The sequence below is a fragment of the Edaphobacter sp. 4G125 genome (genome assembly GCF_014274685.1).
GTDB lineage: Bacteria > Acidobacteriota > Terriglobia > Terriglobales > Acidobacteriaceae > Edaphobacter.
On record NZ_CP060393.1, the window covers coordinates 2,086,607 to 2,112,258 of the forward strand.

22 protein-coding genes are annotated in these 25,652 nt (G+C 55.8%); 11 read left to right on the top strand and 11 right to left on the bottom strand.

Translation table 11 applies throughout. The features are described 5' to 3' along the window. Positions 1-4 precede the first annotated feature (4 nt). Positions 5-943 (top strand): S1/P1 nuclease, encoded by a 939-nt coding sequence (locus tag H7846_RS08710; RefSeq protein WP_186696057.1) that lies wholly within the window; start codon positions 5-7, stop codon positions 941-943. Between the two features lie 12 nt (positions 944-955). Here H7846_RS08710 and H7846_RS08715 read toward each other — a convergent pair whose 3' ends face one another. After that, complete coding sequence (locus H7846_RS08715) at positions 956-1,522, bottom strand: DUF2062 domain-containing protein (RefSeq protein ID WP_186696058.1); 567 nt, start codon at positions 1,520-1,522, stop codon at positions 956-958. A gap of 51 nt (positions 1,523-1,573) precedes the next feature. Between H7846_RS08715 and H7846_RS08720 the strand changes: the two genes are divergently transcribed. The 3 genes from H7846_RS08720 to H7846_RS08730 all read left to right on the top strand — a co-directional run bounded on the left by H7846_RS08720 (position 1,574) and on the right by H7846_RS08730 (position 4,061). After that, complete coding sequence (locus tag H7846_RS08720) at positions 1,574-2,353, top strand: lysophospholipid acyltransferase family protein (protein ID WP_186696059.1); 780 nt, start codon at positions 1,574-1,576, stop codon at positions 2,351-2,353. A gap of 92 nt (positions 2,354-2,445) precedes the next feature. Next, positions 2,446-3,264 (top strand): GNAT family N-acetyltransferase, encoded by an 819-nt coding sequence (locus H7846_RS08725; RefSeq protein ID WP_186696060.1) that lies wholly within the window; start codon positions 2,446-2,448, stop codon positions 3,262-3,264. Further along, positions 3,258-4,061: a lysophospholipid acyltransferase family protein gene (locus H7846_RS08730; protein ID WP_186696061.1), complete on the top strand. Its 804-nt coding sequence runs from the start codon at positions 3,258-3,260 to the stop codon at positions 4,059-4,061. The genes H7846_RS08725 and H7846_RS08730 overlap by 7 nt, the downstream gene beginning before the upstream one ends. On the opposite strand, the gene udk is transcribed toward H7846_RS08730, so the two are convergent. Next, positions 3,996-4,676 (bottom strand): uridine kinase, encoded by a 681-nt coding sequence (gene udk / locus H7846_RS08735; RefSeq protein ID WP_186696062.1) that lies wholly within the window; start codon positions 4,674-4,676, stop codon positions 3,996-3,998. The genes H7846_RS08730 and udk overlap by 66 nt on opposite strands. A 131-nt stretch (positions 4,677-4,807) precedes the next feature. Next, a complete protein-coding gene (locus H7846_RS08740) occupies positions 4,808-5,668 on the bottom strand; it encodes a purine-nucleoside phosphorylase (RefSeq protein WP_186696063.1) in 861 nt (286 codons plus the stop codon). Between the two features lie 250 nt (positions 5,669-5,918). Here H7846_RS08740 and H7846_RS08745 point away from each other — a divergent pair, with 250 nt between their 5' ends. Next, complete coding sequence (locus tag H7846_RS08745; protein WP_370561405.1) at positions 5,919-7,061, top strand: hypothetical protein; 1,143 nt, start codon at positions 5,919-5,921, stop codon at positions 7,059-7,061. 167 nt (positions 7,062-7,228) lie between these two features. Here H7846_RS08745 and H7846_RS08750 read toward each other — a convergent pair whose 3' ends face one another. The 8 genes from H7846_RS08750 to cdd all read right to left on the bottom strand — a co-directional run bounded on the left by H7846_RS08750 (position 7,229) and on the right by cdd (position 15,684). Then, the gene (locus tag H7846_RS08750; RefSeq protein ID WP_186696065.1) at positions 7,229-8,350 is read right to left on the bottom strand and encodes a Gfo/Idh/MocA family protein; all 1,122 of its coding nucleotides are present in this window, start codon (positions 8,348-8,350) and stop codon (positions 7,229-7,231) included. A 194-nt stretch (positions 8,351-8,544) separates the two neighbouring features. Further along, positions 8,545-9,900, bottom strand: a complete 1,356-nt coding sequence (locus H7846_RS08755) for a Gfo/Idh/MocA family protein (RefSeq protein WP_186696066.1) — start codon at positions 9,898-9,900, stop codon at positions 8,545-8,547. A gap of 159 nt (positions 9,901-10,059) precedes the next feature. Beyond that, positions 10,060-10,404, bottom strand: coding sequence for a hypothetical protein (locus tag H7846_RS08760; protein WP_186696067.1), 345 nt, complete (start codon positions 10,402-10,404; stop codon positions 10,060-10,062). 104 nt (positions 10,405-10,508) lie between these two features. Next, positions 10,509-11,744, bottom strand: a complete 1,236-nt coding sequence (locus tag H7846_RS08765; RefSeq protein ID WP_186696068.1) for a NupC/NupG family nucleoside CNT transporter — start codon at positions 11,742-11,744, stop codon at positions 10,509-10,511. An 80-nt stretch (positions 11,745-11,824) separates the two neighbouring features. Beyond that, a complete protein-coding gene (locus tag H7846_RS08770) occupies positions 11,825-13,135 on the bottom strand; it encodes a GGDEF domain-containing protein (protein WP_186696069.1) in 1,311 nt (436 codons plus the stop codon). A 136-nt stretch (positions 13,136-13,271) separates the two neighbouring features. Continuing rightward, on the bottom strand, positions 13,272-13,838 hold the full coding sequence (locus H7846_RS08775) for a sugar O-acetyltransferase (protein WP_186696070.1): 567 nt from the start codon (positions 13,836-13,838) through the stop codon (positions 13,272-13,274). Then, complete coding sequence (locus H7846_RS08780) at positions 13,835-15,223, bottom strand: thymidine phosphorylase (protein WP_186696071.1); 1,389 nt, start codon at positions 15,221-15,223, stop codon at positions 13,835-13,837. Before H7846_RS08780 ends, H7846_RS08775 begins: the two co-directional genes overlap by 4 nt. After that, complete coding sequence (cdd, locus tag H7846_RS08785) at positions 15,220-15,684, bottom strand: cytidine deaminase (protein WP_186696072.1); 465 nt, start codon at positions 15,682-15,684, stop codon at positions 15,220-15,222. The genes H7846_RS08780 and cdd overlap by 4 nt, the downstream gene beginning before the upstream one ends. Before the next feature lie 81 nt (positions 15,685-15,765). On the opposite strand from cdd, the gene H7846_RS08790 reads away from it, so the two are divergent. The 6 genes from H7846_RS08790 to H7846_RS08815 all read left to right on the top strand — a co-directional run bounded on the left by H7846_RS08790 (position 15,766) and on the right by H7846_RS08815 (position 25,651). Next, a complete protein-coding gene (locus tag H7846_RS08790; RefSeq protein ID WP_186696073.1) occupies positions 15,766-17,904 on the top strand; it encodes a chemotaxis protein CheA in 2,139 nt (712 codons plus the stop codon). Beyond that, a complete protein-coding gene (locus H7846_RS08795) occupies positions 17,901-18,389 on the top strand; it encodes a chemotaxis protein CheW (RefSeq protein WP_186696074.1) in 489 nt (162 codons plus the stop codon). Before H7846_RS08790 ends, H7846_RS08795 begins: the two co-directional genes overlap by 4 nt. A 17-nt stretch (positions 18,390-18,406) precedes the next feature. Then, the gene (locus H7846_RS08800) at positions 18,407-18,775 is read left to right on the top strand and encodes a response regulator (protein WP_186696075.1); all 369 of its coding nucleotides are present in this window, start codon (positions 18,407-18,409) and stop codon (positions 18,773-18,775) included. A gap of 48 nt (positions 18,776-18,823) precedes the next feature. Continuing rightward, positions 18,824-20,047, top strand: coding sequence for a chemotaxis-specific protein-glutamate methyltransferase CheB (gene cheB / locus H7846_RS08805; protein ID WP_186696076.1), 1,224 nt, complete (start codon positions 18,824-18,826; stop codon positions 20,045-20,047). Beyond that, the gene (locus tag H7846_RS08810; RefSeq protein WP_186696077.1) at positions 20,034-20,861 is read left to right on the top strand and encodes a CheR family methyltransferase; all 828 of its coding nucleotides are present in this window, start codon (positions 20,034-20,036) and stop codon (positions 20,859-20,861) included. Before cheB ends, H7846_RS08810 begins: the two co-directional genes overlap by 14 nt. Positions 20,862-20,962: 101 nt before the next feature. Next, a complete protein-coding gene (locus H7846_RS08815) occupies positions 20,963-25,651 on the top strand; it encodes an Lhr family helicase (RefSeq protein WP_370561395.1) in 4,689 nt (1,562 codons plus the stop codon). Position 25,652 lies beyond the last annotated feature (1 nt).

The window sequence follows — 25,652 nt, forward strand, 5'->3', positions numbered from 1 at the left end:
GGTTATGCCTAAGTTTGCCCGTGTGATTCGTTTTGTGATGGCCTCTGCCCTGGTGCCGTGGATGTCGGTTCAACCTTCGTTCGCCTGGGGTGGCGATGGTCATCGTATGATCAACCGGCTGGCGGCAACCTATCTCCCCAAAGATGTTCCCGCATTTCTGCGGAACGGCAATGCTCTCGACACGATGGAGTATCTTGGGCCCGAGCCCGACCGGTGGCGCAATCGCGCCGAACAAGAGTTAGGAGATGCCCAGGCTCCAGAACATTTTATTGATTTTGAGCAAGCTGACCTGATTGGTACCTTGCCGAAAAAGCGCTATGACTACGTTCGCGCCCTGATGCAGGCACAGGCTGCGCATCCCGAGATTCAGATGACTCCCGAGAAGGTGGGTCTTCAGCCTTACGTGACCGAAGAGGTCTGGCAGCGACTCAAGGTTGGTATGCGTGAGTACCGCAAGCTGCTCGCGGCAGGAGAAGATACCAAGCCCGCGGAGACGTCGATTCTTTATTACGCGGCATGGCTCGGTCACTATGTCGCCGATGGAGCCCAGCCACTGCATGTCACGATCCAGTACAACGGTTGGACAGGACCCAATCCCAATGGCTATACGACGGCACACAAGATTCATTCGCTCTTCGAGTCCATCTATGTGACTGCCAACGTCAGGTCTACCGATGTTGCTCCTTTGGTTGCGGCCTCTCAGCCGAAGCTGCTGAACGACGAGTGGACAGACTACATGAGCTATCTACGCCACTCCGCGACCCTGGTCGAAAAGACCTATCAATTGGAGAAGGCCGGAGGTTTTGTTGGGACTGGAACCCCGGAGGCCAAGACTTTTACGGAAGAGCGGCTTGCGGCAGGTGCGATTGAACTTCGTGACATGATCTATACCGCTTGGGTTCGCAGCGCTGATCCGGTTGAAGAGTTCCATGGCGCGAATTAGGAATATATAGCTTTAGCTCTGTAAAAAGCGATCGTCTTCGATATTGTTTTTTGATCGTTGCAGACGGGTCGAAAGTTTCCTGAGCACTGGCGTAAGGATAAGCGCAATCAGCGGTACGAGAACGGCAGCGATGGTCGCCCAAACCAGGAAGGCGTGCCACTCCCAGCGCCAGATCCTGCGGCCAAATTCGATGGGATCCTTCCGAATGGCCTCCAATAGAGCCTTTGAGGAGAAGGGAAGGGGCTTCGTATGAAAGGCGTAGCTGCCAAGCTCCAGAAAAGGGACCAACAGGAGAAGTTGTAGCGGATAGACCATGTGATTCGCCAGTTGGGAGGCGGCAATATTGAGTCGCAATGCGATGGCTGCCGCAAAGCAAAGGATTGTGGTTGTGCCGAGGAGCGGATTGATCCCAATCAGTAGCCCGACGGCGATGCTCCAGGCTAGGCGCCTGGGCGAAGCTCCCCGGCGAAGCAATGCCAGAATCGGCAATATGATCCGCCGGTACAGCAAGCTGCGATTCTCGGAAGGATCGGCTGAGATGTTTGGGGCGTTACCTTCTTTGAGGCTTGGTGTATCCATAATCGGCTCTTCTCAGGATAGACTTCCTGCGGAGGGGAGGATAAGGACGGAGTGAGTTTCTTTCGGTCGGTCGCCCGGAGCTTTCAGCTTGCTGGCTATTTCGTTCGTTTCGGGACAGAGCTCGTCGTCCGGCGTCCTTCAACTCGCCAGGCCCGGGCGGAATGGCTGCACCGGTTTGCATCCACAGCCTTGTGTGGTCTCGGCATCGAGGTCGAGATCTCAGGAAAGTTTCCGGAGCAGGGGGCCGTAATCTCCAATCACCTTAGTTACCTCGATATCGTTGTCTTTGCCGCATTGCATCCCTGCGTCTTTGTCTCGAAGGCAGAGGTTGCCGATTATCCGGTGCTGGGATGGATGACGAATATGGCGGGCACGGTTTATGTCGCGCGAGGACATGGTGGTTCAGCGCTTAAAGCACGAACCGGACTGGAGTCCGCCTTCAACGCAGGATTGCCGGTTGTCTTCTTCCCGGAGGGAACAACTTCTAATGGCAGCGGTCTCCTAAAGTTCCACAGTGGGCTTTTATCACAGGCTCGGGCAGCAGGAGGAGAGATTACTCCGGCCCATATCTGCTATCACCTTGGTGAAGGGAACGGCAGTGCCACCGTTACAGAGGATGTTTGTTACTGGGGAGACGATGTGATCCTTGTGCCACACATCTTCCGCCTTTTGGGCTTGCGCGGTGTTCGAGCAGAAGTTCGCTTTGCAGAGGAACCGATTGCATTTTCGGTTGATGCAGACCATCGTAAGCGGGCTGCACAAGAGGCATGGGTAGCCGTGGGTGAGCTGGCACGTGCAGTAATGGGTACTGAAGCGGTGCACCATTTTTGATTCAACGAATCTTCACATGGTTTGAACATTCTGTAACACAAATCCAAGCAGACTGACCTCGAAGCACTCATCCTGGGCGTCAAGGAGAGTCGATGGTTAGCGTTAAAGGGTCTTCCGAAGTCATTCTTCTTCCTTTGGTCTCTACAGTTTTCGTTGCAGAGCCCTCTTCTCGAAGAGAGGTTCGGCTCGAAGCAGGGCCTTATGTTGCGCGCCTCGCGGTTACAGAGGAAGACCGGTTAGCTGCTTATCGACTGCGTTTTCTCGTCTTCAACCTCGAGATGAACGAGGGACTTGAGTCAGCCTATGTCGACGGCTACGATAAGGACCGTTACGACGAGGTCTGTGACCATCTTCTCGTGGAAGAGAGGGCGACAGGCACAATCGTTGGAACCTATCGGTTGCAGATGGGAGATGTAGCGGGTCGCAACTTTGGTTACTACAGCGAGCAGGAGTTCTGCTTTGCTCCTTATGAGAGGATGCGGAGCCAGATTGTTGAATTGGGGCGTGCCTGCATTCATCGTGATCATCGCTCGCCAGAGGTGCTCAATCTGCTCTGGCGCGGGATCGCGCGTTATGCTCTGGCCAACGGCGGCCGCTATATGATGGGCTGCTGCTCGCTCAATTCTCTCGAACCGCAAATGGGACATGCTGTCCATGCTTCGCTCCAAGACTTTATGGTTGAGCCTGAGTTGCTGACACGGCCGACGCCGGCCTTCGCTATGCCCGGCCCTGACGGACCGGTGGTGATAGAGCGGGCACCGAAGCTGTTGCGGGCCTATCTCGCGATTGGAGCGAAGATTTGCGGAGAACCCGCGATCGACTATGAGTTCCGGACCATCGACTTTCTTACGCTGCTCGACCTGCAGACTCTGCATCCGCGAGTAGCGGCGCGATTCCTCGAGAGGTGCTGAAGTTGCGCTGGGCTCGTTCTGCTTGGAGAATCCTGCATGTTACGGGACTCCTTCTGGTCTTGGGCATAGATTTCTTTCTGCGACCCGCTCGTTCTGCTGCCGAGGGTGCAGAAAAGATTCATCGTTACTGCCGCAGGCTCGTTCGTGCTCTCGGGGTGGAGTGGAGTGTGAAGGGCAGATTTCCTGAGTATGGAGCGTTGGTTTCGAACCATCTCAGCTATCTGGATATTCTTCTCTATGCTGCGATTCGGCCATTCATCATGGTGGCCAAGGCTGAGGTTCGCGGTTGGCCTGGAATCGGATGGCTGACGAAGCAGGCGGGAACGGTGTTTGTGGTGCGGGGTGGGGGGCCTCCTTCCTATCCTGCCGTGAATCATGCGATGGCTGAAGCGTATCGCAGTGGAGTTCCGGTGCTGTTCTTTCCTGAGGGGACGACGACGAATGGGTCAGAGACTCTACCGTTTCGGCGCGGACTTTTCCATTCAGTGTTGAACGAAGGAGTTGCGCTTCAGACTGCGGCGCTCGCTTACTCAGTTGAGGAAGAAGAATACTCAGTCGCGAATGATGTGTGCTGGTGGGGTGACGCTCTTCTATTTCCTCATATTGTGCGGCTCGCGAGCATGCGAAGAGTGCAGGCGCGGGTGCGTTTTGGCGCGGTGGTGCAGGAGCGTGAAGATCGTTTTGTTCTTTCGGCGCAGGCCAGGGAACAGATTGTAGATATGGTCGCTGAGCTATCGTTCGCTACGGCTGTTGTAGTGGATGGTACGCAGGAGACCAAGCTGGTGGAGGCGCTGTAAAACCTGCTCGATTGACCAGTCGAGGGCGTCCGTTCCTTCAACAGTGATGGAAGCATGTGGGGCCGAGGGGAGAACGTAGAGTTCGGCCATGGGACGTGCGGTGGCTTCAAACTGGGCCCGGACGCTCTCTTCGGTGCGGCCGCGTTCGAGCATGTCGCGATAGATGCGACGGTTCAAGCAGACTTCGTTGGGCGCGTTGACGTAGATGCTGAAGTCGTAAAGATTCCTGATATGTGGATAGTGGAGCGCGAGGATGCCTTCCACGATGAGCACCGGAGCGGGCACGACGGTTTCGGTGCGGTCAGGCACGCGAGTGTGCGTGGTGAAGTCATAGATGGGCCGTTCGATGCAGCGACCTTCGGCGAGTTCCTCGATATGCTGGGCGAGTAGTTTGTGTTCGAGTGAGTCTGGGTGATCGAAGTTCTGGAGTGCGCGTTCTTCGGGAGGCACATGGCCAAGACAGCGATAGTAGAAGTCCAGCGGCAACAGCGTTGCAGAGAGCTGCGTGGTCAGTTCACGAGCGAGAGTGGTCTTCCCGGAGCCGGAACAGCCACCCACTCCTAGAATGAGTGGGCGCTGCGGGAGGAGGAGTTGTTCGGGTTGTTCGTTTGACATGGGCACCTCCTTTCTTTACGAGAACAGAATTGAACCGCAGATCCTTCGACCCTGTTTGCCGCTATCGCGCCAAACTTCGCCCAGGATGACACGTTGTATTTATCGGTTCAATTCGATACTTCGGTATAGGGTTATGTCTTATTCGCTAATTTCGGAATCAGGGCGGTGAGCAGGCCGGTGAACTGACCTGCGATGCGACGTCCGATCTCCATGACCTCTTCGTGATTGATGGGCTGATCGAGGACTCCTGCGGCCATATTGGTGACGACCGAGAGGCCGAGGATCTCGATTCCCATGTGACGGGCGATGATGACCTCGTGCACGGTGGACATACCGACGAGGTCTGCGCCGAGAGTGCGGAAGGCACGAATCTCAGCGGGAGTCTCATAGCTGGGGCCGAGGACCGCGATGTAGATACCCTCGTCGAGTTTCCAGCCCTGTTTGGCAGCTTCTTCTTTTGCAAGGAGGCGCAGGGCAGGAGAGTAGGCCTGGGTCATATCGAAGAACCGCGGGCCGAAACGGGTTTCGTTGGGCCCTAGAGCGGCATTGGCACCGGTGAGATTAATGTGGTCCGAGATAGTCACAATCGCTCCCTGACCGTAGCGAGTGTTGATGCCTCCGGCGGCGTTGGTGACGATGAGACGTTTGATGCCGAGGAGTCCAAGGACGCGGGTAGGAAAACTAACCTGGGCCATTGAATATCCTTCATAGGCGTGGACGCGTCCCTGCATGACGGCGACCGGGATTCCGCCGATGGTTCCGATGATCAATCTTCCAGAGTGTCCGGCAACGGTTGAGACGGGGAAGTTGGGGATCTCGGAGTAGGGGATTGCAGTAGCGTTGTCGACACGATCGGCAAAGTCTCCCAGGCCGGAGCCGAGGATGAGTCCAAGCCGAGGCTGGAGCGGGGTAAGAGAACGGATGTATTTTGCAGCCTTTGTGGCCTGCGTGAAGTGATCTCCGGCCTCTGTCGTCTTGTTGTTTGGCGTCAATACCCCTCCCTGCCAAAAGTGTACAAAGTATTCAAAATGGATAATTTAGCCTTGGACTTCCCAGGGACGGAATTTCATCCCGGAGACTTCTTTTTATGTACTTGTTCCTTACTAACAGTTTAGCGAGTAGCGTGGATCAATTCTGCAGATTTTCCCGGTTTATTTCGTGATGCGGAAAGCGGGTTGCGGCGCCGTGTAGACGGAGGGAGCGAGGGGATTTCCACCGGGAGAGAGACTTGACACGGTGAGAATGGGCAGGGATTTGCTGTGGCTCCGGGATGATCATGGGATGTTCGCTGGCCGGGTAAGGAATTGGACACGTTGTAAAAAGGAAGGGGAGAATGAGCCCATGGATCGCATCGTCTTCGCCGGGATTTTGTGGTGTGCGGCTGGAGGGCTTGTGGTAGCGCAAGCGGCAAAGCCTGCTGCGGCGGCGGACAGTGACCATGACGGGTTAAGCAACGTGCTGGAAGGGGAACTGCTCGATCAGTTCCAGCCGAGGTGGATGATCAGTAGAGAGGATTGTTCGGTGAAGCCGGCGCGGTTTGCTCCAGGACTGGCTGTGCCGACCGTGGTTAGCGATGACGGTACGGTGTATGGGCAGGCGTTCCCGCTCCGCAAGGACGAGCTGGAGTTGCACTTCTATCATCTGTGGCGGAAGGACTGCGGACAGATGGGGCACGCGCTCGATGCCGAGCACGTTGCAGTACTGCTGCGGAGGGAATCCGGTAGCGAGGGAAGGTCGAAGTGGAGAGCGATGTATTGGTACGCCGCGGCGCATGAGGATACGGTGTGCGATGCCAGCCAGATCACGCGAGCCTCAACCTTAGAGGCAGAGGACCAAGGTGCGACGGTATGGATTTCCTCGGGAAAGCATGGCTCGTTTTTGAACGAGGAGTTATGCACGCACGGTTGTGGGGGTGACCACTGCGCGGATATGGACAAGATGAAGACGGAAGACGTGGTCAACTTAGGCGAATGGTTGTATCCGGCGGACGGCGCGGTATGGGTGGCGTCGCCGCAGTGGCCGCTGGCAGACAAGATGCGGCGCAGCGATTTTACCGAAGCTCGAGTGAAGCGACTGGAGCGTCTTCCGGAGACGGATGTGGCATGGGCCAATCCCTCCAAGCGGCCCGCGCAGGCGGCGATCTACGGAGGGAATTCCGCTGTTAACGGAGTTGCTATTGGAGGTCGTAGCACCGACACGGCACTGGTGCTTGCCAATGACAAGACCAACCGGGCGCTGGACAAGGCGCAGCGAAATACCGGCAATGCGCTGACCAAGAGTTATCGGAACGTCCGCAAGGCCCTGAAAGGCGCCGCGACGAGTACCACGAGAACTCTCGGGGTGGAAGACGGTAACGCGGATGCAAACCAAGACACGCCAAAGTGACTCGGTGTGGTTTGTGCCGAGATGATGCACAAGAAAAGTGGGTTGCGATAGCCATCCGGTCCCGGTCATGGCGTAGGCTTGGAGATTCGGCGGGGTGTTGGGGTTCCTGTCCAAATGCTACGGTCGCGAAGAAGATGAGACAGGAAGCACGAGCAGATTTAGGACGTCTATTGAGGAAGCGGTTTTAGCTCGACGGTGCGTCCGGTCTGAGCCGAGGTGCGTGCGGCATCGAGAATCTGCATAACGATCATGTTGGTATCGAGCGAAGAAAGATCGCCCTGTGGATTGATCTTTCCATGAAGAACAGCAGCGAGATAAGCAAGCGAGTTGGACTGCTCAGAAGCGAGTGGTGGCGCATTTTTCTGCGACTCTTCCTTTTCGCCGTGATAACGAGAGCGGAGGCCGTTAGGGCCGACAGTGATGAGGTAACCGGTGGCTCCGTAGACCTCCATATCTTTGCGAGCGAAAGGCCAATTCCAGGAGGGCATCAGGACAGCCTGAGCACCGGGATAGCGAATGATGATAGTGGCTTCATCGTCGACGTGCGGATAGATCTGGGGCTTATCGGTCTGGGTGACAGCGGTGACGGAGAGAGGAGCCTTGCCGTGCATCAACACAGTCATCAGGTCTGCGCCGTAGCAACCGAAATCGAAGAGGGCACCAGCGCCGTTCTGCACGGGATCTGTGAGCCAGGGGAGCCATTCGGGACCGACACCGATCTCCTTGGGGCCTTCGTGGCCGTCGTGCACGACGACTCTGCGGATCGTACCGAGGTGGTCGGCCTGCGCTTCGCGGATGGCTTCAGCATTGGAGGTGTACCAGGTGGTCTCGTAGTTGACCAGAACATGAACGTGATGCTCACGGGCAGCACGGCGAATGGCGAGAGCGTCTTCCATCGTAGTGGTAAGAGGTTTTTCGACCATTGAGCTGATGTTGTGACGGGCAGCAGCCTCGATGACGCGGCGATGATCCTGGATTGTGGTGTAGACGAGGACGGCGTCGGGGTGTTGTGTCGTGAGAGTCCGTTCGAGATCGGTGGAGAAGAGGGCAGCGGGGAGGTGATATTGGGTGGCGTACTGATGCGCGAGTGCTGTGTTGGGTTCAACGATACCGACAAGCTGAGCCGCAGGATTTTTCGGCAAGGCGTTGAGGAAGCCTTTTACATGTCCGTGGACCAGGCCGACGATGACGACGCGGATGGGACGGTCGGTGACAGGGGATTGGGCGAGTGCAGGAAGCGAAGTGAGCGTGCAGAGTGCGGCGGCAAAGATGGCGAGTCGTAGTTTCATTGTTCTCCCATATTTGAAGGAAGAGTGGTCGCTTCAAGCGAACCGCAGATCCTTCGACTTCGCCTCTCACGATAAAGCAACGAGAGGGCTTCGCTCAGGATGACACTTTATGTTTGTTCAGGAGGACAATTCCTCAGTTCGTATGGGTGATCCTGGATGAGAAGGGACGTTCGCACCCAGGATTCCTATTTTTTTCAGCCGAGCTTCATGGTGTCTGGGTTCCACTTGGCGACTTCGCCCTTTTCGACGCTAACGTTACTGAGCAGAGCCGCTCCAGCGGCGCGGAAGCCGAAGGTGGGGTCTTCTATCGGTTGCTGGCGCGTGCGGACGAAGCGGAAGAAATTGCGGAAGTGATCCACGCTGTCGGAGTAGCCCTTCGGAGCGGAGTATTTCTCGACAGCCGAGTAGACGGGGCCAGTTGGGGGCGTCGTCGGATATTTCTCGTGGTACTGATCCAGAAACTTCTTCTGTTCGGCGTTGGCGAAGGTCGAAACGGTGTAGCCCGGTTCTTTTTCGCGGGGTACACGAGTGAGGATGACGCTTTGGCCGGCGATCTCCATAGTTCCCTCAGAGCCAGTGAAGAGAAATCCTTCGCTTTCTTCACCTCCCGATACAAAGTTCACGCGAAGGCTGAGGTTGAAGCCCTGGGGATAATCGAGGAGAGCAAGGAGCACATCGTCGGCATTGCGTCCGTCTTTCCAGTAGCGAATACCACCGGTAGCCATGGCCCGGGTTGGACCTGTGGATCCGGTGATGAAGTGAGTTCCGCTGAAGAGATGGACAAAGAGGTCACCAGCGACTCCGGAGCCGTAGGCGCTCCACTTGCGCCACTGGAAGAAGTGTTCTGGGTTCCAGGGGATCTTTGGTGCAGAGCCGAGGAAGCGAGGCCAGTCGCAGGTCTGAGTACTGGCATCAGTGGGGACAGAGTAGTTCCAGGCACCGATTGAGGAGTTACGGTCCCAGCGAGCGGAGACCATATTGAGCTGACCGATCGCTCCGGAGGCGAGGAGCTCCTTGGCTTTGGCATAGGCGATGGAGCTGACACGCTGGCTGCCGACTTGAAGGATGCGATTCGTGGACTTTGCGGTGTTGATGATCTCGGGCCCATCGGAATAGAGATGGATCATCGGCTTTTCGAGATAGACATCTTTACCGGCCTTCATGGCGTCGACAGCGGCGGTCTTATGCCAGTGGTCGGGGGTAGCGATAAGAACGGCATCAACATCGGGGCGGGCGAGGATTTCGCGGTAGTCGCGGGTGGTGAAGAGGTCGACATTATTGGAGGTGCCTGTTCCCCATTGCTCTTTGCAATGTGTGAGGCGGCCATCGTAGCAATCGGCGGCCGCGACCAGTTTTACTCCTGGAACCTGAAGAGCAGCGCGCGTGTCACCTTGTCCTTGAATTCCAGCGCCGATCAGGGCGAGGTGGACGTTGTCATTGGGGGATTTGGAGGCTGACGCCTGACTGGGTTCTGCGGCGAGAACGTGAAGGCTGGTAGCGGCGGCGGCGAGGCTGCCCGTCTTGATGAATGTTCTGCGGTCCAGGGGCATGCGAATTGAACCTCTTTCAAAATGAAGTAAGAAAAGCGATTTAGCTTGCGAGTGAAGGTTATGAGATTCAGAGGCTCATGTAAAGATCGAGGGCTCCCAGCGTGAGACGCAGGAGCCCTCGATCAATGTACAGGCAACGTTTTGTATTAGGAGCTGTGATTATCGACGATAGAACCCTCGATCGTATCCTCGCAGGTATGCATTTCGAAATGCATCGCGATAAGGGCCGTATGGTCCGAGAGCGGGATCGTATCCGGGAGTGTCGTGGAAGGCCCTATCGCGGCGAGGCTGATAGCTGAAGCCGCGATAGGCATCGCGCGTGCCGGCATCGACTCCTATACGGAAGCCTTCATGATTCGCACGATCAATCAATGGAGGGACAGAGTTATAAGGCGGCGGAGGTGGTGGAGGCGGTGCATAGGCATATGGTCGAGGAGAGGAGCACCCCACAAGAAGGATCAGGGGAAGCGCAAGGATGACAACAGCGACTCGGGGAGATTTCATCGTAGCCCTCACTGACGCTTTTGCGTGTGTACTTCCGCGAAGCGTTCTGTGAGGTAAACGCGGGGCCATCGAAAATGTTGTTATTCCGAAAAGGTTGCCTGTGATCAGCGAAGAAGCATGGAAACAATAGAGGCGGACATCAGGTTCGCCATCGTTCCCGCGAGCATGGCACGAAGGCCTAATCGAGCGAGATCGTTGCGGCGATTCGGAACCAGCGCTCCGATGCCTCCGATCTGGATACCAATGGAGCTGAGATTGGCAAATCCACAGAGAGCAAAAGTGGCGATAGTAAAGGTTCGCGGTGAGAGGATGGCTTTCTGCGCACCAAGATCGGTGTAGGCTACCAGTTCATTGAGTACAGTGCGGGTCCCGAGAAGATTGCCCACGAGTTTTGCTTCGTGCCAGGGAACCCCAATCAACCATGCAATTGGCGCAAAGAAGAAACCAAGGATGGCATTGAGGCTTTCGGGAAAAGGAATGTGATGCGGGAGCAGATAATTGTGAATCCCACCGAGGACGGCATTCGCAAGGCTGACGAGCGCAAGAAAACTGATGAGCATGATGGCGACGTTGAAGGCGAGTGAGCCGCCATCGATGGTTCCGCGCGCGATCGCTCCGATGAGGTTTTCATTTGCATGCTCTTCAGTCGGTGGCATCTTGACGATGCCTGCGGTAGCCGGGACTTCGGTTTCGGGCACAAGCATCTTGGAGATGAGGATGGTGCCGGGAGCTGTCATGATGACGGCGGCAAGCAGGTCAGAGGCATGGATTCCATAGGCGATATAGGCTGCCATGATTCCGCCGGAGACGTGCGCCATACCGGAGGTCATGATGGTCATCAGTTCGGAGTAAGTGGCTCCATCGAGAAACGGTCGAATGGTGAGCGGGGCCTCGGTCTGCCCCATGAAGATGCTGGCGGCGACATTCGTGGATTCAGCTCCAGAGATTCCCATGGTCTTCTGCATGACCCAGGCGAAGACTCGAATGACCAACTGCATGAAGCCGATGTAATAGAGCACAGCAAAGAAGGCCGAGATAAAGATGATGGTCGGCAGGACGCGGAAGGCGAAGACGGAGGCGGTGGAGTTGTTACCGCCCAGATAGCCAAAGACCATGGAAGATCCGGCGATGGAATGGGCAAGCAGTTTGTTGATGCCATTGCCAGCCGTTGTGAAAATTTGCTGTCCGATGGTGGACTTGAGAACGATGACCGCAAAGACGATCTGGAGCCCGAGACCCCAGGCGACAGTGCGCCAGCGGATGGCGCGGCGGTTGGTGGAGAAGGCGTAGGCGAGCGCGAGGAAGACGAGAAGTCCGAGCAGTCCGGTGAATCGATACAAAGAGGTGGCTCTCCTACAAGAGTGCAGATGTGCTGGTGGGAAGAGTGTAAAGGCTTCGCGTGCGGAGAACCAGCAGTTTCTTAGAGATGTCCGGAGGCGGTGCGGCTGCGAAATCGCCCACTTGCAGTAAGAGACGGAACACTGTCGAGGCGGACATGACGCAACGGCGTGCGAGCCTGCTTGATGGAGTACATACGAAGGTCCGCGATTCTCAAGAGGCGGGTCGCGTCGTCGGCATCTTCGGGAAAAAGCGCGATTCCGATGGAGGCAGAGACGGTGAGGTTGTTTCCGTCGAAGGAGAATGGTCGTTCGGTGGCGTCGCGGATGGCGTCACGAAGCTGCTCGACGGTTTCACTGAGATGGGGATCGCAGGCCACCAAGGTGAATTCATCGCCTCCAAGGCGGGCGATGGCGCTGTATCCCTTGACGTGCTCCTGTAGGTTGGCGGCGACGTGACGAAGAAGCTGATCGCCAGCGTGATGTCCGTGTGTGTCATTGATCTGCTTAAAACCATCGAGGTCGAGCATGAAGAGAGCCAGAGTTGAATGAGCACGACGGCATCGCTCTAATGCGGTCGAGAGCTGATCTTCAAAGGAACGGCGGTTGGGAAGGCCGGTTAGCTCATCGTGATGAGCGAGCCAGCGGTTACAGGTGACCTGCTCTTCCAGCATGACAAGGATCATGCCGATGGAGATGAGGGACTTCTGTAGATTCCAGAGATGTGAGGCGATATCGGCGTAGGTGCGATAGTGGACGATGAAGGGATGAAGGAAGAAAAAGAAGGACCAGATGGAAAATCCAGTGACGATGGCAAGCCTGCCTGTGCTGCGGCGTGGGAGCTTGTGGTAGAAGTTGGCGGTAGCAAGAGCGTAGACGACGCCTAGGCTCCAGTAGACCGCATCCCGGTATTTGCCATGAGAGACAAGCAGGCCCATCGACAGCCATCCGGCAGCCAGCAGCAGGGCGTGGACCCGATTGCGATGGAGATAAAGAGCGCTGACAATTCCGGCAACCAGTCCGAGGGCTACCCAGGGCAAAAACGCTTTCGCCGAGAACAGGTGCAGGCCATAGGTCGCACAGGTTCCAAGGAGGGGGAAGATGTTAATCAAGAGGAAGAGGAAGCTCCTCCGATCAGAAGGAGGATGATCGCCGGATGCCCAGACGAAGACGGCTCCAGCGAGAAGATAACAGACGATGACGATCGTATGCAAAAACGTGCCGGGAAGTCCGTTTGGGGTATAGAAGATATGCGCGGAAGACTCAATGAGAGTGAAGAAGAGTCCGAGCAGCCAGAGGTTGGCTTGCCGCTGAGGATGGTGGCGGCGAAGCAGCAACAGAATGACGATAAGAATCGCCAAGGCTGAGAGATCGGGAAGAAAAGCGTAGTTCATCAGTTCGTGCTTTCTGGCGCAGGCTTCTTTTTAAAAGACGAAGAGGGCCCAGTGAGCCTGCTGATGGTGATGCTTTTCAGTTCAAGGCAGAAAGCGGACAACGAATCTACGGCAAAGTGAATCGGAAATCTGATTTTTATGGAACTTGTCGCTTGATTCTAGCAGGGTTACCGAAAACTGTCGCTCCAGAAGGTACATCGCGGGTAACAACAGAACCGGCTCCAATGATGGCGTCGTCGCCGATGGTAACTCCGGGAAGTATGATTGCCCCACCCCCGATCCAGACGTTGGCGCCGATACGGACGGGGCGTCCGTTTTCGAGATTGACGCGACGGATTGCTGGATCTCGAGGGTGATCAGCGGCATAGATCTGAACCGCAGGACCGATCTGGGTTCGCTCTCCGATCGTGATGCTGGTGACATCGAGGAGAACGCAGTTGAAGTTCAGGAACGCGCTACTGGCGATATGGATGTTGTAACCGTAGTCGACAAAGAATGGTGGTCTGACCACTGCGCCTTTCCCCACAGAGCCAAGAAGTTGTTGGAGCAGGGGAAAATGCGTATCAGTGTGATGCAAAGTGGAGTTGTACCGGTGCTGAAGCAGGGCTGTGTGGGCACGGTCCGCAACCAGCTCAGGATCTTCGGCGTTGTAAAGTTCGCCGGCGATCATCTTTTCTTTTTCGGAGCGAGACGCGAGAGTCATGGTTGTGCTCCTGAGGCGGAGATGGTTTCACGGATGAGTGGCTCGATGACGGGGGGCTCAGCTGTGAGGACGAGAGTGTTTTGTAACATCTGTTCGGGTTCATCGAGCAGGGAGGCATCTTCGCTGAAGAGGGTGAAGAGAGGCTGGCCTTCTTCGATATGATCGCCAAGTTTCACATGAGATTCGATACCGGCATGGGCACTGACCGGATCCCCGGGTTTGGCACGGCCGGCTCCGAGGCGCTGGACAGCCCAGCCCACTTGTTTGCAATCCATGGAAGCCAGATAGCCAGACTGAGATGCTTTGAGGATGCGTGAGGCGGTTGGCTTGTGGTGCGAGGCGGGATTTTCGAAGACGGACAGATCTCCTCCCTGGGCTGCGATGATCTTGAGCCACGCTTTGTAAGCATCGCCGGAGGTAAGGATTTGATCGGCGAGCCTGGCACCCTCTTCCGGGGTCGAGGCACGACCTGCCAGATGGAGCATCCATCCAGAGAGGATGTTTGAGAGTTCGATGAGATCGCGAGACACCGGGTGACGTCTGCCCTGCATGATGTCGACACACTCCCATACTTCGATCCAGTTGCCCGAGAAGCGGCCAAGCGGTTCGTTCATGCTGGTGAGCAGAGCGACAGTGCGAGTTCCAGAGGTCTCCCCGGTCTGGACCATCAATTCGGCGAGGAACTTTGATTTTTCGTAGCTGGGCATGAAAGCGCCAGAGCCGACTTTTACGTCGAGGACCAAAGCATTGAGAGATTCGGCGAGCTTCTTGCTCATGATGCTGGCCGTGATGAGGAAAGGGGATTCGACTGTGCCGGTGTGGTCACGCAGAGCATAAAGCGTACGGTCGGCGGGAACGATACGTGGCGTCTGCCCGATGAGTGCAGCACCGCATTGTTTGAGTGTTTCCGCCAGTTGCTGCAGATTCAGTTGTGTATTGAATCCGGGGATGGTTTCCAGCTTGTCGAGCGTTCCTCCGGTGTGACCAAGAGAGCGGCCGCTGATCATGGGGACACAGATGCCGGGAATTCCTTCGAGTGTAGGGGCAGCAAGACCAACAGCGGCGAGGATAGGGGCGATGAGCAGTGATGTCTTGTCGCCAACGCCGCCGGTGGAGTGCTTGTCGACGGTGAAGGTTTTGAGAGGTGTGGCGTCGAAGGTGTCTCCAGAGAAACGCATCACCGACGTGAGAGTGGCGAGCTCGCGGGCGTCGAGTCCACGAAGGAAGACGGCCATCAGGAAGGCTGCGATCTGGGCGTCAGTGACGAGCTGTCTTTCCGGAGTGCGTTCAACAATGGCGCGAATGAAGGCATGGATCTCCTCATCACGAAGAGAGTGACCATCGCGTTTACGCAGGACCACATCAATGGGGTGAATGGGGTTCATGGCGTAGATCTATTTCCGGGAGCAGGTGAAGGTTCTTTCAGGATGAAGGCGTAGGGTAAGAGGTCCGCGGGAGTTGCGCGGGTGAGGGAATCATCTGCGTCGGGGAAGAAGACCTCTGTTTGCGGCGAGCTGAACTCGTGAATTGTCTGACGGCAGGCTCCACAGGGCTGGCTGGCAGCATGATTGAGATTGGCGATGACGATCGCCCGGATGCGGATGGAGGGTCCATAAAGCGCGACGGCTGAGGCGATGGCGGACTGCTCAGCGCATGTAGTGAGGCGATAGGATGCATTTTCAACATTGCATCCAGTTACAGTCTTTCCATCTTCGAGCAATATGGCGGCTCCTACTCGGAACTGGCTGTACGGGGCGTAGGCGTTTTCCGCAACCTGACGTGCGAGATGGTGAAGCTGATCGCGTTGTTCTGGGGAGATACCGCGATGTGATTCGTTTTGAGACATGGGGTGAGGCTACCGGTTGCCTGAAAAGATGACAAGTCCACGATTACTAATGCTTCGTTGATCTTTCCCGATAAGAGGGATGTGGACGATCTGACAAAAGAGTTTATCGCGGAGAGTCAGGAGGGATTAGACCGCATGGAGCGGTGCCTGACTGAGCTTGAAGCCCGGCCTGAAGACTATGGGCAGCTGGTGGGAGAGATCTTCCGCTCAGTGCATACGATCAAGGGGACGACCGGATTTCTGGGATTTGACCGACTGGAAAAGCTGGCCCATGCGGGAGAGCATCTCCTGGGTTCGCTTCGGGAAGGCCGATTGTCTGTCACTGAAGAGCTGGTCAGCGGCCTGTTGCGGTTGCTCGACGGTCTGCGCGAAATTCTTATGTTAATTGAGGAGACTGGCGGAGAAGGGACTCGCACTGAGGATGAAGATAGCGATTTAATCGCAGAGCTTGCCCGGTTGAACGGCGAAGCCTACGAAGTCGACAAGGTGGCGCCGGTCGTCACGATGAAGTCTCCTGCGGAGATAAATCCCTCTGGTTCTGAAGGTGCGGGCTCCGGGCAGGGAATTTCGCAGGCTGCTGTTTCGAACAGCGATAAGACTCTACGGATTGACGTGGAAGTTCTCAACCGCATGATGAATCTCGTAGGAGAGCTGGTTCTGACTCGGAACCAGATGTTGCAGAGCGGAGTTGAGTCGACGAGCTTTCCCGAGCTGGCCCGCAGGCTGGACAGCGTGACCGCGGACCTGCGAGAGACGGTGATGCAAGCTCGCATGCAGCCGGTTGGAAACCTCTTCGGCAAATTCCCACGGATGGTTCGTGATCTGGCCAGGACCTGCAAGCGTGAGGTGCGGATCGAGTTTTACGGTCAGGAGACGGGGTTGGATAAAAGTCTCCTTGAGGCGATCAAAGATCCACTGACGCATGCAGTTCGCAATGCTGTGGACCACGGTATTGAGTCTCCTGCGGATCGTGTGTTGGCAGGCAAGCCAGCTGAAGGGTGTTTGCGTCTCAAAGCCTTCCATCAGAGTGGTTCGGTTGTGATCGAAGTTTCAGACGATGGCGGGGGAATCGCAATTGACCGCGTGCTGACCAAGGCGATCGAGCGAGGTCTGGTGACACCGGAACAGGCCGAGGAGATGAGCGAGCGAGAAGCCTTGCAGTTGATCTTCCTACCTGGATTTTCAACGGCATCGGCAGTGACGACTGTATCGGGTCGCGGCGTGGGCATGGACGTTGTACGCGCCAATGTAGAGAAGGTTGGGGGGAGCGTTGAACTGGAGTCCAAGGTCGGCATGGGTACGACGCTGCGTCTGCGAGTTCCCTTGACGCTTGCGATTGTTCCTGCGCTGGTTGTGCGAAGCGGTGGGCAGAGCTTTGCGCTTCCGCAGACTGCATTGGTGGAGCTCGTCTATATCCCGGAGCGAGATGCCTCCCAGGTGATTGAACGTGTGGGGAGCACCGAAGTTTATCGCCTGCGCGAGCGACTGTTGCCGATGGTATGGCTAGATCGCCTGCTGGGCTTAAAGAGAACTCCGGAGGACCATGGTGTTTACATGGCGGTGTTGGAGGCCGAGGGCTGTCGCTATGGACTGGTGGTGGATGATCTGCTGGCTCCGGAGGAGATTGTGGTTAAACCTCTTTCGGCGGTGTTGCGCGAGATTGGACTCTTTTCAGGAGCCACTGTTCTGGGCAATGGGGCCCTGGCCCTGATTTTGGATATTGCTGCCGCGGCGGCTCGCGCAGGCGTGAAACCGATGATGGAAGAGAAGGAAGAAGATCTGGTGACTGAAACGCAGCAGGACGGGTCGTCGTTCCTGGTTTTTGAAGATCGTGCGCGCGAAAGAACAGCGCTTCCACTGGGTGTTGTGGAGCGCATTGAGAGCGTTCCTCTGGATCGGATTGAGTATGCTAATGGTTTGCCCATGTTGCAGTATCGTAGCGAACTTCTGCGACTTCGCGACGATGGCCATGTGCTGGATGAAGCTGGACTTCAAAGAGACGATGTTTCGATTACGGTTCTGATCTGTGGAGATCCGCAGACGAGAAGCTCGCGGATAGGAATTGTGGTTCGCCAGGTGCTTGATGTATCGGATGGAACTCTTCTGGAGCAAGATGCCGCGAATGGAGAGATCGACCTGGCGCTGGTTAAGGAGAGGTTGACGACGATTTTCCGGGGCTTTGGAGCGGAGGCAACGAAGGGCTGGAAGGAGGTCGCATGAAGATCGTTGAACAGGAGATGCACATCCAGGAGGAAGCCGAGAGCGTATCTGTGTGTTCGATGTTTGCCGGTGAAGAGAGCTTTGGGATTGATACGGGCAAGATCCGTGAGGTGCTCGGCCGGCGAGGCCTGGAACGGGTTCCAATGGCTCCAGTATTTATCGCAGGAGTCGTTCCTTATCGCGGTGATGTGCTGACGACGATCAGCTTTCGCGCTTTGCTGGGATTACCTGAGAGTCCAGAGACTGGATGTGTGCTGGTTCTGGAAGATGATGAAGGTCAGGAGAGGTTTGGCCTGATGGTGGATGCAGTGGGTAGTGTGGTTACTGTTGGTCGAAATATGTTAGAGGCGAACCCCTGCACATTGGATGCGAAGTGCAAGTGGCTTTTCGATGGGGCTTACAAGATGGAGGGCAATCTCCTGGTGCAGCTTGATCCCCAGAAATTGCGGCCTTCGAGGTTGGCAGAGACCGGAATGTTCCGGTAACAGAAACAGGAGAGCCAATGAGAGCACTCATTGTGGATGATTCAAGCTTTATCCGGGAATATCTGCGACACCTGCTGGACCGTATGGGCGTGACCTGCGAAGAGGCGGTGGATGGAAGTCACGCTCTTACAGTGCTTGCAGCGGAGGAAAACTTCGACCTGATGTTGCTGGATCTGAATATGCCAGTGATGAATGGACTGGAGTGTATCCAGGCTGTTCGCAGAGCGCAGTTGCATCCGGAGATGAAGGTGATGATGGTAACCACGGAAGCCGACAACTGCTTCATTGCAAGGGCGCTCGACCATGGTGCTGATGAGTTTCTGATGAAACCGTTCACGCCAGAGAGCCTGCGAGAAAAGATGATGTTGCTCGGCTTTGCCGCGTGAGAAGAAAGCAGAGAAGTTCTCGGATTTAGGGAGACTGGATAGACGGTGATGAGTTCCTTTGAGACACAGCCTTTGCGCGTTCTTGCAGCGGATGATTCAGCGGTGATACGTGAGGTGATGCGGACCTTATTCAAGCGTTATTCCGGGAGCAGACGGAGCGATCTGCCACAAATGGAACTCGTGGATGCAGCTCGCGATGGCGTAGAGTGCGTAGAGCAGGTGGCAAGACTGGCGCCAGATGTTCTGATTCTCGATTTGGAGATGCCGAGGATGAATGGCCTGGAGGTGTTGGAACGCCTGCGTCAAAGCAATCCACATCTTCCAGTTATCATGTGCAGTTCTCATACGGAGAGAGGCGCTCGCGCAACTCTGGATGCGTTGGCGCGCGGTGCGGCGGACTATGTGATGAAACCGGCAGGGCAGCGCGATTTTGAGAGCGCCTTGTCCTCTCTGGCGCAGCAGCTATTACCGAGGATTGCGGCTTTTGCCGGGGGACAGGTTCGATCGACTGGACAGCAGAAAGAAGTTGCGAAGATCAGTCAGACTGCGATCTCGAGAACAAACCCTGTCGCGGGTGGCTCTCTGACAACGGCGGTTGAGGTTGTAGTGATTGGGGTTTCCACGGGCGGCCCGACGGCACTGGAACAGCTTCTGCCAGAGTTTGCGTCGGACCTTCCGGTGCCGATACTGATTGTGCAGCATATGCCGAAGGTTTTTACCCATGTGTTGGCGGAGCGTCTGGACCGATGCTGCTCTCTGCACGTTCAAGAGGCTTATCACGGAGCTCCACTGCGACGAGGAACCGTCTGGCTGGCTCCAGGAGATATTCACATGGAGATCGAGATGGCGCCGTCGTTTTCGGAGCGTTATGAGGGCGGTCAAAAGGCAACGCAGGTTAAGTTGCACGACCGAGAGCCGCTGCATTACTGCCGACCTGCTGTGGACTACCTGTTCTACTCAGCCGCGCGGGTGTACGGAGCGGGAACTCTGGCGCTGGTCCTGACCGGAATGGGCTCCGATGGTCTGGAAGGAGCCAGGGCAATTCATCAGCGAGGAGGCGTTGTTCTGGCGCAAGACGAGGCTACCTCGGCAGTCTGGGGGATGCCTGGGAGAATAGTCGAGTCCGGAATTGCCGATGCGACGCTTCCTCTGCGGGTGATGTCACGCGAGGTGAATCAGAGGGTCCGGGCAAATTCCCCCTTGAAGACAGAAGTGTCGTTGCGCAATACAACTACCGGTCCTATGCGCGAGGTGATTCATGGGCTGCACTGATGCAGATTATGCGTACCTGCGTGAGCTGGTGTTGGAGCAATCTGCCAACCTGATTGATCCTTCGCGGAATGCGCTGTTCGATACGAAGTTGACACCGATTGCAAAGTCTGCGGGAGTGGCGAGCCTAAGGGATTTCGTTAACCTGTTAAAGAACGATCAGCCGCCGCACCTGCATCGCGCGGTTGCCGAAGCAATGACCATCAATGAGACCAGTTTTTTCCGGGATGTGAAAACGTTCAACCTGTTGCGAGATATTCTTTTGCCGCAGCTGGTTGAACGCAGAAGAGAAGAACGCAGGCTACGAATATGGAGCGCAGCGAGTTCGACGGGGCAGGAGGCGTATAGTCTTGCGATCCTTCTAGCCGAGCATCTACCGGAGACGACCTCATGGGACGTAAGGATTTTTGGAAGCGATATCTCTCGAAAGGTGATCGAGTATGCTCGGGCTGGACGCTACGGAAGATTGGAGATCAACCGTGGACTGCCGGCGCGAATGTTGTTGAAGTACTTTCACCGCGATAAAGAAGAATGGGAGATCAATCCGCGTCTACGTGCGATGTGTGAGTTTTATCCTGTGAATCTCTGTACGCCGCCACCGAGTCTTCCCACTTTCGATCTTGTCCTGTTGAGAAATGTGCTTCTTTACTTCTCCCAGGAAGACAGAAGTCATGTTTTTCACACGGTCTACCAGCGCATGGCGGACGACGGTTATCTTTTGTTGGGAAATGCAGAGCAGGCCGAAGGATCGACTGACCTTTTTGAAACAGAGTTCTCTTCTGAATCCTTTTTTTACCGGCCTGTGGTGCGCACTTGACGCATACCTTGTAACAGGTTGCCCTCTCAGCGCATCGTATAGTGGTGCTTGCAAGCACCGAAACCATGCCACACGTAGAATCCAAATCAAAGAAAAACAAGGTGACAAGTTCACCTGCACGGAAACGAGAAGCAGAAGCTCTAGGACTTTTTCATCCGCTGACCGCCCGTTGGTTCAGTGAATCATTGGGAGAGCCTACGGCTCCTCAGACTGAGGGGTGGCCTGCCATTGCACGGGGAGAGTCCACTTTGATCCTTGCGCCGACCGGAACCGGTAAGACGCTTTCAGCGTTTCTCTGGTGTCTGGATCGTCTGATGTTTCATCGTACCTCTGACATTGGTTGCGGAACAAAGGCCATCTATGTTTCTCCATTAAAAGCGCTGGCCGTGGATGTTGAACGTAATCTGCAACGGCCGCTAGAAGGAATTGCATCGCTTGCAAAACGCGAAGGCGTTGCGGTGCACATTCCTGAGATCAGCGTTCGAACAGGCGATACACCACAACGAGAGAGAGTAAGATTCCGAAGGTATCCTGGCGAGATCGTTATTACAACCCCGGAGAGCCTGTATCTGATGCTGACTTCAGCCGCATCCGAGGCTTTGAGGGCTGTAGAGACAGTCATTATCGATGAGATCCATGCCCTGGTGCCGACCAAACGGGGTGCGCATCTTGCCGTGTCATTGGAGCGACTGGAAGAGCTGTGTGGAAGGAAGATCCAGCGGATCGGACTATCAGCGACCCAGCGGCCCTTGGAAGAGGTAGCACGATTCCTTGGCGGTACAACGGGGCCCATCGCGATCAAAGATGCATCTGCAACTGATGTGTTGCATGGAAATAACAACGACGATGACCTTGTCGATCAAGAGCAGGGAGAGGCTGTATTTCCGCGGTATCGTCCGGTCACCATCATAAATACAGGCGCCCACAAAATGCTGGAGCTTCGGGTAGAAGTTCCCGTGGAGGACATGGCGCAACTGGATACAGGGCGTGATGGTAGGCTCCCAAAAGAGAAGGACAAACGAGATGTTCTGAAACGAACATCGATCTGGCAGTCGATCTTTCCCCGTGTTCTTGAGATTGTGCGTCGACACCGGTCGACACTGATCTTCGTCAATGCGCGTCGTATTGCTGAACGGATGGCGAGCACATTGAACGATCTCGCAGGCGAGCCTCTGGCCCGGGCGCACCATGGCTCGTTAGCGGCTTCGCAGCGAAGCGAGATCGAAGCACTGCTCAAGGCTGGTGAGATCCGCGCTTTGGTGGCGACTTCGTCGCTGGAGCTTGGGATTGATATGGGAGCCATCGATCAGGTAATTCAGATTGAATCACCTCCATCGGTTGCCAGTGGAATGCAACGGATTGGTCGTGCTGGACACAAAGTCGGCATGCCTTCAAGCGGTGTGATTTTTCCAAAGTATCGATCTGATCTGATTGCTTGCGCTGCGGTAACTCGGGCGATGCATGAAGGGCATGTAGAGGCTATAAGGTTCTTGCGCAATCCGCTGGATGTGTTGGCTCAGCAGATCGTTGCGATCGTCTCTTACCCACCTTTGTCTCTTCAGGAACGCGAACGCATTGCCCGATGGAGCGACGAGGAGGAAGAACCTGGGGTCAGCTATGAAGCTTTGTTTCAGATGATCGGGCGTGCTGCTCCCTTCGCAAGGTTGAGCCGTTCTGCCTTCGATGGAGTGTTGGACATGCTGGCTGGTCGCTATCCTTCTGACGAATTTGCGGAGTTACGCCCTCGCATTACATGGAACCGTGTGAAGAATTGGATTACTCCTCGATCTGGAGTACGACGAATTGCCATCCTGAATGCGGGTACGATTCCTGATCGAGGACTCTACGGGGTTTTTCTTGCGGGTGATCGGGATAAGCCGATTCGTGTCGGAGAGTTGGACGAAGAGATGGTCTTCGAGAGCAGGCCCGGCGAAGTTTTTGTATTGGGAGCTTCGGCCTGGAGGATTGAGGAGATCAAGCAGGACCGTGTTCTTGTTACGCCGGCACCTGGCGAGGCAGGAAAGACTCCGTTCTGGCATGGAGATCGTCCAGGAAGACCGATTGAGTTTGGCAAAAGAATTGGCGCGTTTGTTCGGGAGATTCGCGAGATGCCTCGTCCTGCAGCGATTGCTCGACTTGTTGAAGAACATGACTTGCATCCGATTGCTGCTGAGAATGTATTGCACTACATCGCCGATCAAGAGCGGGCAACGAAAATCGTGCCTGATGATCGCACTGTTTTGATCGAACGTGTGCGTGATGAGCTGGGTTTCTGGCGTGTCTGTTTGCTTACTCCCTTCGGTAGCCGGGTTCATGCTCCGTGGGCGATGGCGGTGGTAGCAAAGGTGCATGCGCTCGGCGGGCCGGATGTAGAGATGATGTGGAGTGAAGACGGTTTTGTCCTGCGATTTCCTGAAGCAGATGAGCCCCCGTCAGTTGAGCCATTTCTGCTTTCTCCAGAAGAGGCATCTGTGTTGGTCACCCAAAATCTTGGCGCGACCGCGATGTTTGCGGCGAAGTTTCGTGAGAGTGCGTCGCGCGCGCTGTTGCTCCCCCGGCATCGAGCGATTGGTCGAACGCCCTTGTGGCAGCAGCGAAAGCGAGCGTATGACCTATTGGGCATAGCGAGCCGATATCCTGAATTTCCCATGATTCTGGAGGCATATCGCGAGTGCTTGCGGGATGTCTTCGATATGCCGGCGCTGAAGGAGGCGCTTCGCGATATCGCCGGTCGCACTCTTCAGATTCACGTGGTGGATTCGCGTACACCCAGCCCGTTTGCTTCGTCTCTGTTGTTCGGCTATGTGGCGAACTATATTTACGATGGCGATGCTCCACTGGCAGAACGAAGAGCCCAAACGCTTTCGATTGATCTCGAACAGCTGCGCGACCTCATGGGTGATGCCGACTTGCGGGAGCTTTTGGATGCAAATGCAATCGAAGAGACTGAGGTGCAGCTACAGTGCATATCCGCGAGTTTCAGAGCGCGAACGATGGACGGCGTGCACGATATGCTCCTGCGTATAGGAGACCTTTCTCGTGACGAATTAGCGCTCCGCTGTTTAGACGAACAGGTGGCCACGAGTGTTGAAAAACTACTGCAAGCAAGGCGCATTATCGAGATTGAGGTTGCGGATCAACGCAGATTGATTGCTGTTGAAGATGCAGCACGATACCGGGATGCATTGGGGAGCAAACTGCCGGTTGGACTGCCGGCGGTTTTTCTCGAACCGCGAAGGGATGCACTGGTTGATCTGGCGCGACGGTACAGCCGGACTCACGGACCCTTTACGGTAGCGGAGGTGGTTGCACGCTTTGAGCTGGAACCGCTGAAAGTAGAGCAAGTGCTTGAAGGGTTGGTGCAGACGGGTCGTCTCATCGAGGGAGGATTTCGTCCTGGAGGATCTCATCAAGAGTGGTGTGACGATGAAGTACTGCGCACCATCCGGCGCAAGAGTCTTGCGCGTTTACGCAAAGAGATCGAGCCGGTAGAGCAAGCGGCCCTAGTTCGTATGCAGAACCGGTGGCAAGGAGTTGCACAGCCGAGGAGGGGCTTGGATGCTCTCCTGGATGCAATCGAAAACCTACAGGGAGCGCCGGTGCCGGCATCGATTCTTGAAACGGAGATTCTTCCCGCACGAATTGCAGGATACAAACCGAGCGATCTGGACGCTCTGATGGCGGCAGGAGAAGTGGTATGGGTCGGTCTGGAGTCTCTCGGTGAGCGTGATGGGAGGATTGTTCTTTATCTTGCCGAGAAGCTCAATGAACTTTGGCCTGTTGGTCGAAATGCGGCGGTGACCGAACGCGAGCAAGCAATCGTCTCTAATCTTCAAATACGTGGCGCGTCTTTTTTCCAGGATCTTCATGAGGCGGTTGGAGGAGGGTATCCGGGAGAATCGATTGACGCATTATGGTCGCTGGTGTGGAAAGGGTTGGTGACGAACGATGGCATGGCAGCGCTTCGGGCCTATTGCGCATCTCAAGCAGAGCAGCGTAAACCTTCTCGTCGAGTGCATCTGCAAGGCCCGCAGGCATCGTCGTTTCGTTCGCGAAGAACGACTCCTCCGACAGCACAAGGGCGATGGGCTTTGCAGCCTGGCGCATGGATGGAGGGACGGTCTGTAACGCAGTGGAGCCATTCTGTTGCACAGCAATTGCTGGTGCGGTATGGTCTTGTCTTTCGTGAGACGGCTCAAGCGGAGAGCCTCCCCGGAGGATTCTCTGCTGTTTATGACGTACTCAAAGCGATGGAAGAAAGCGGAAGAGTGCGCCGTGGCTACTTCGTTGCTGATCTTGGAGCCACGCAGTTCGCAGCACCATCAGCAGTCGAGATGCTGCGCTCGTTTCGTTTTGAGCGAGAAGACAGAGGCCTGAATGTGATTGAATTAGCGGCTACCGATCCAGCGAATCCTTATGGCGCGTTGCTGCGGTGGCCTGCCTCTGAGGCAGGAGCAATGCTCTCTCGAAGTGTTGGAGCGAAGGTTATCCTTGCGGCGGGGGAGCTAACTGCATATCTCCGACGAGGAAACCCGAATATCCAGGTGTTTCTGCCGGAAGAGGAGCCGCGGCGGACGCAGAGGATGCAGGGCCTCGCTAAATTTCTAGTAGAGCGTGTAGAGAAGAAGGTTGAAGAAGGCGATGCTCGCGCGGGGATGCTGATCGAAACGATCAATGGTATTGCTGTCGCCCGGCATCCATTGTCGCAGTTTTTGTTGCAGGCTGGATTCTCCTCTGGGGCAATGGGTTTATATATCAAGAAGAAGCCCGTTGTTCAGAAGACATCATAGA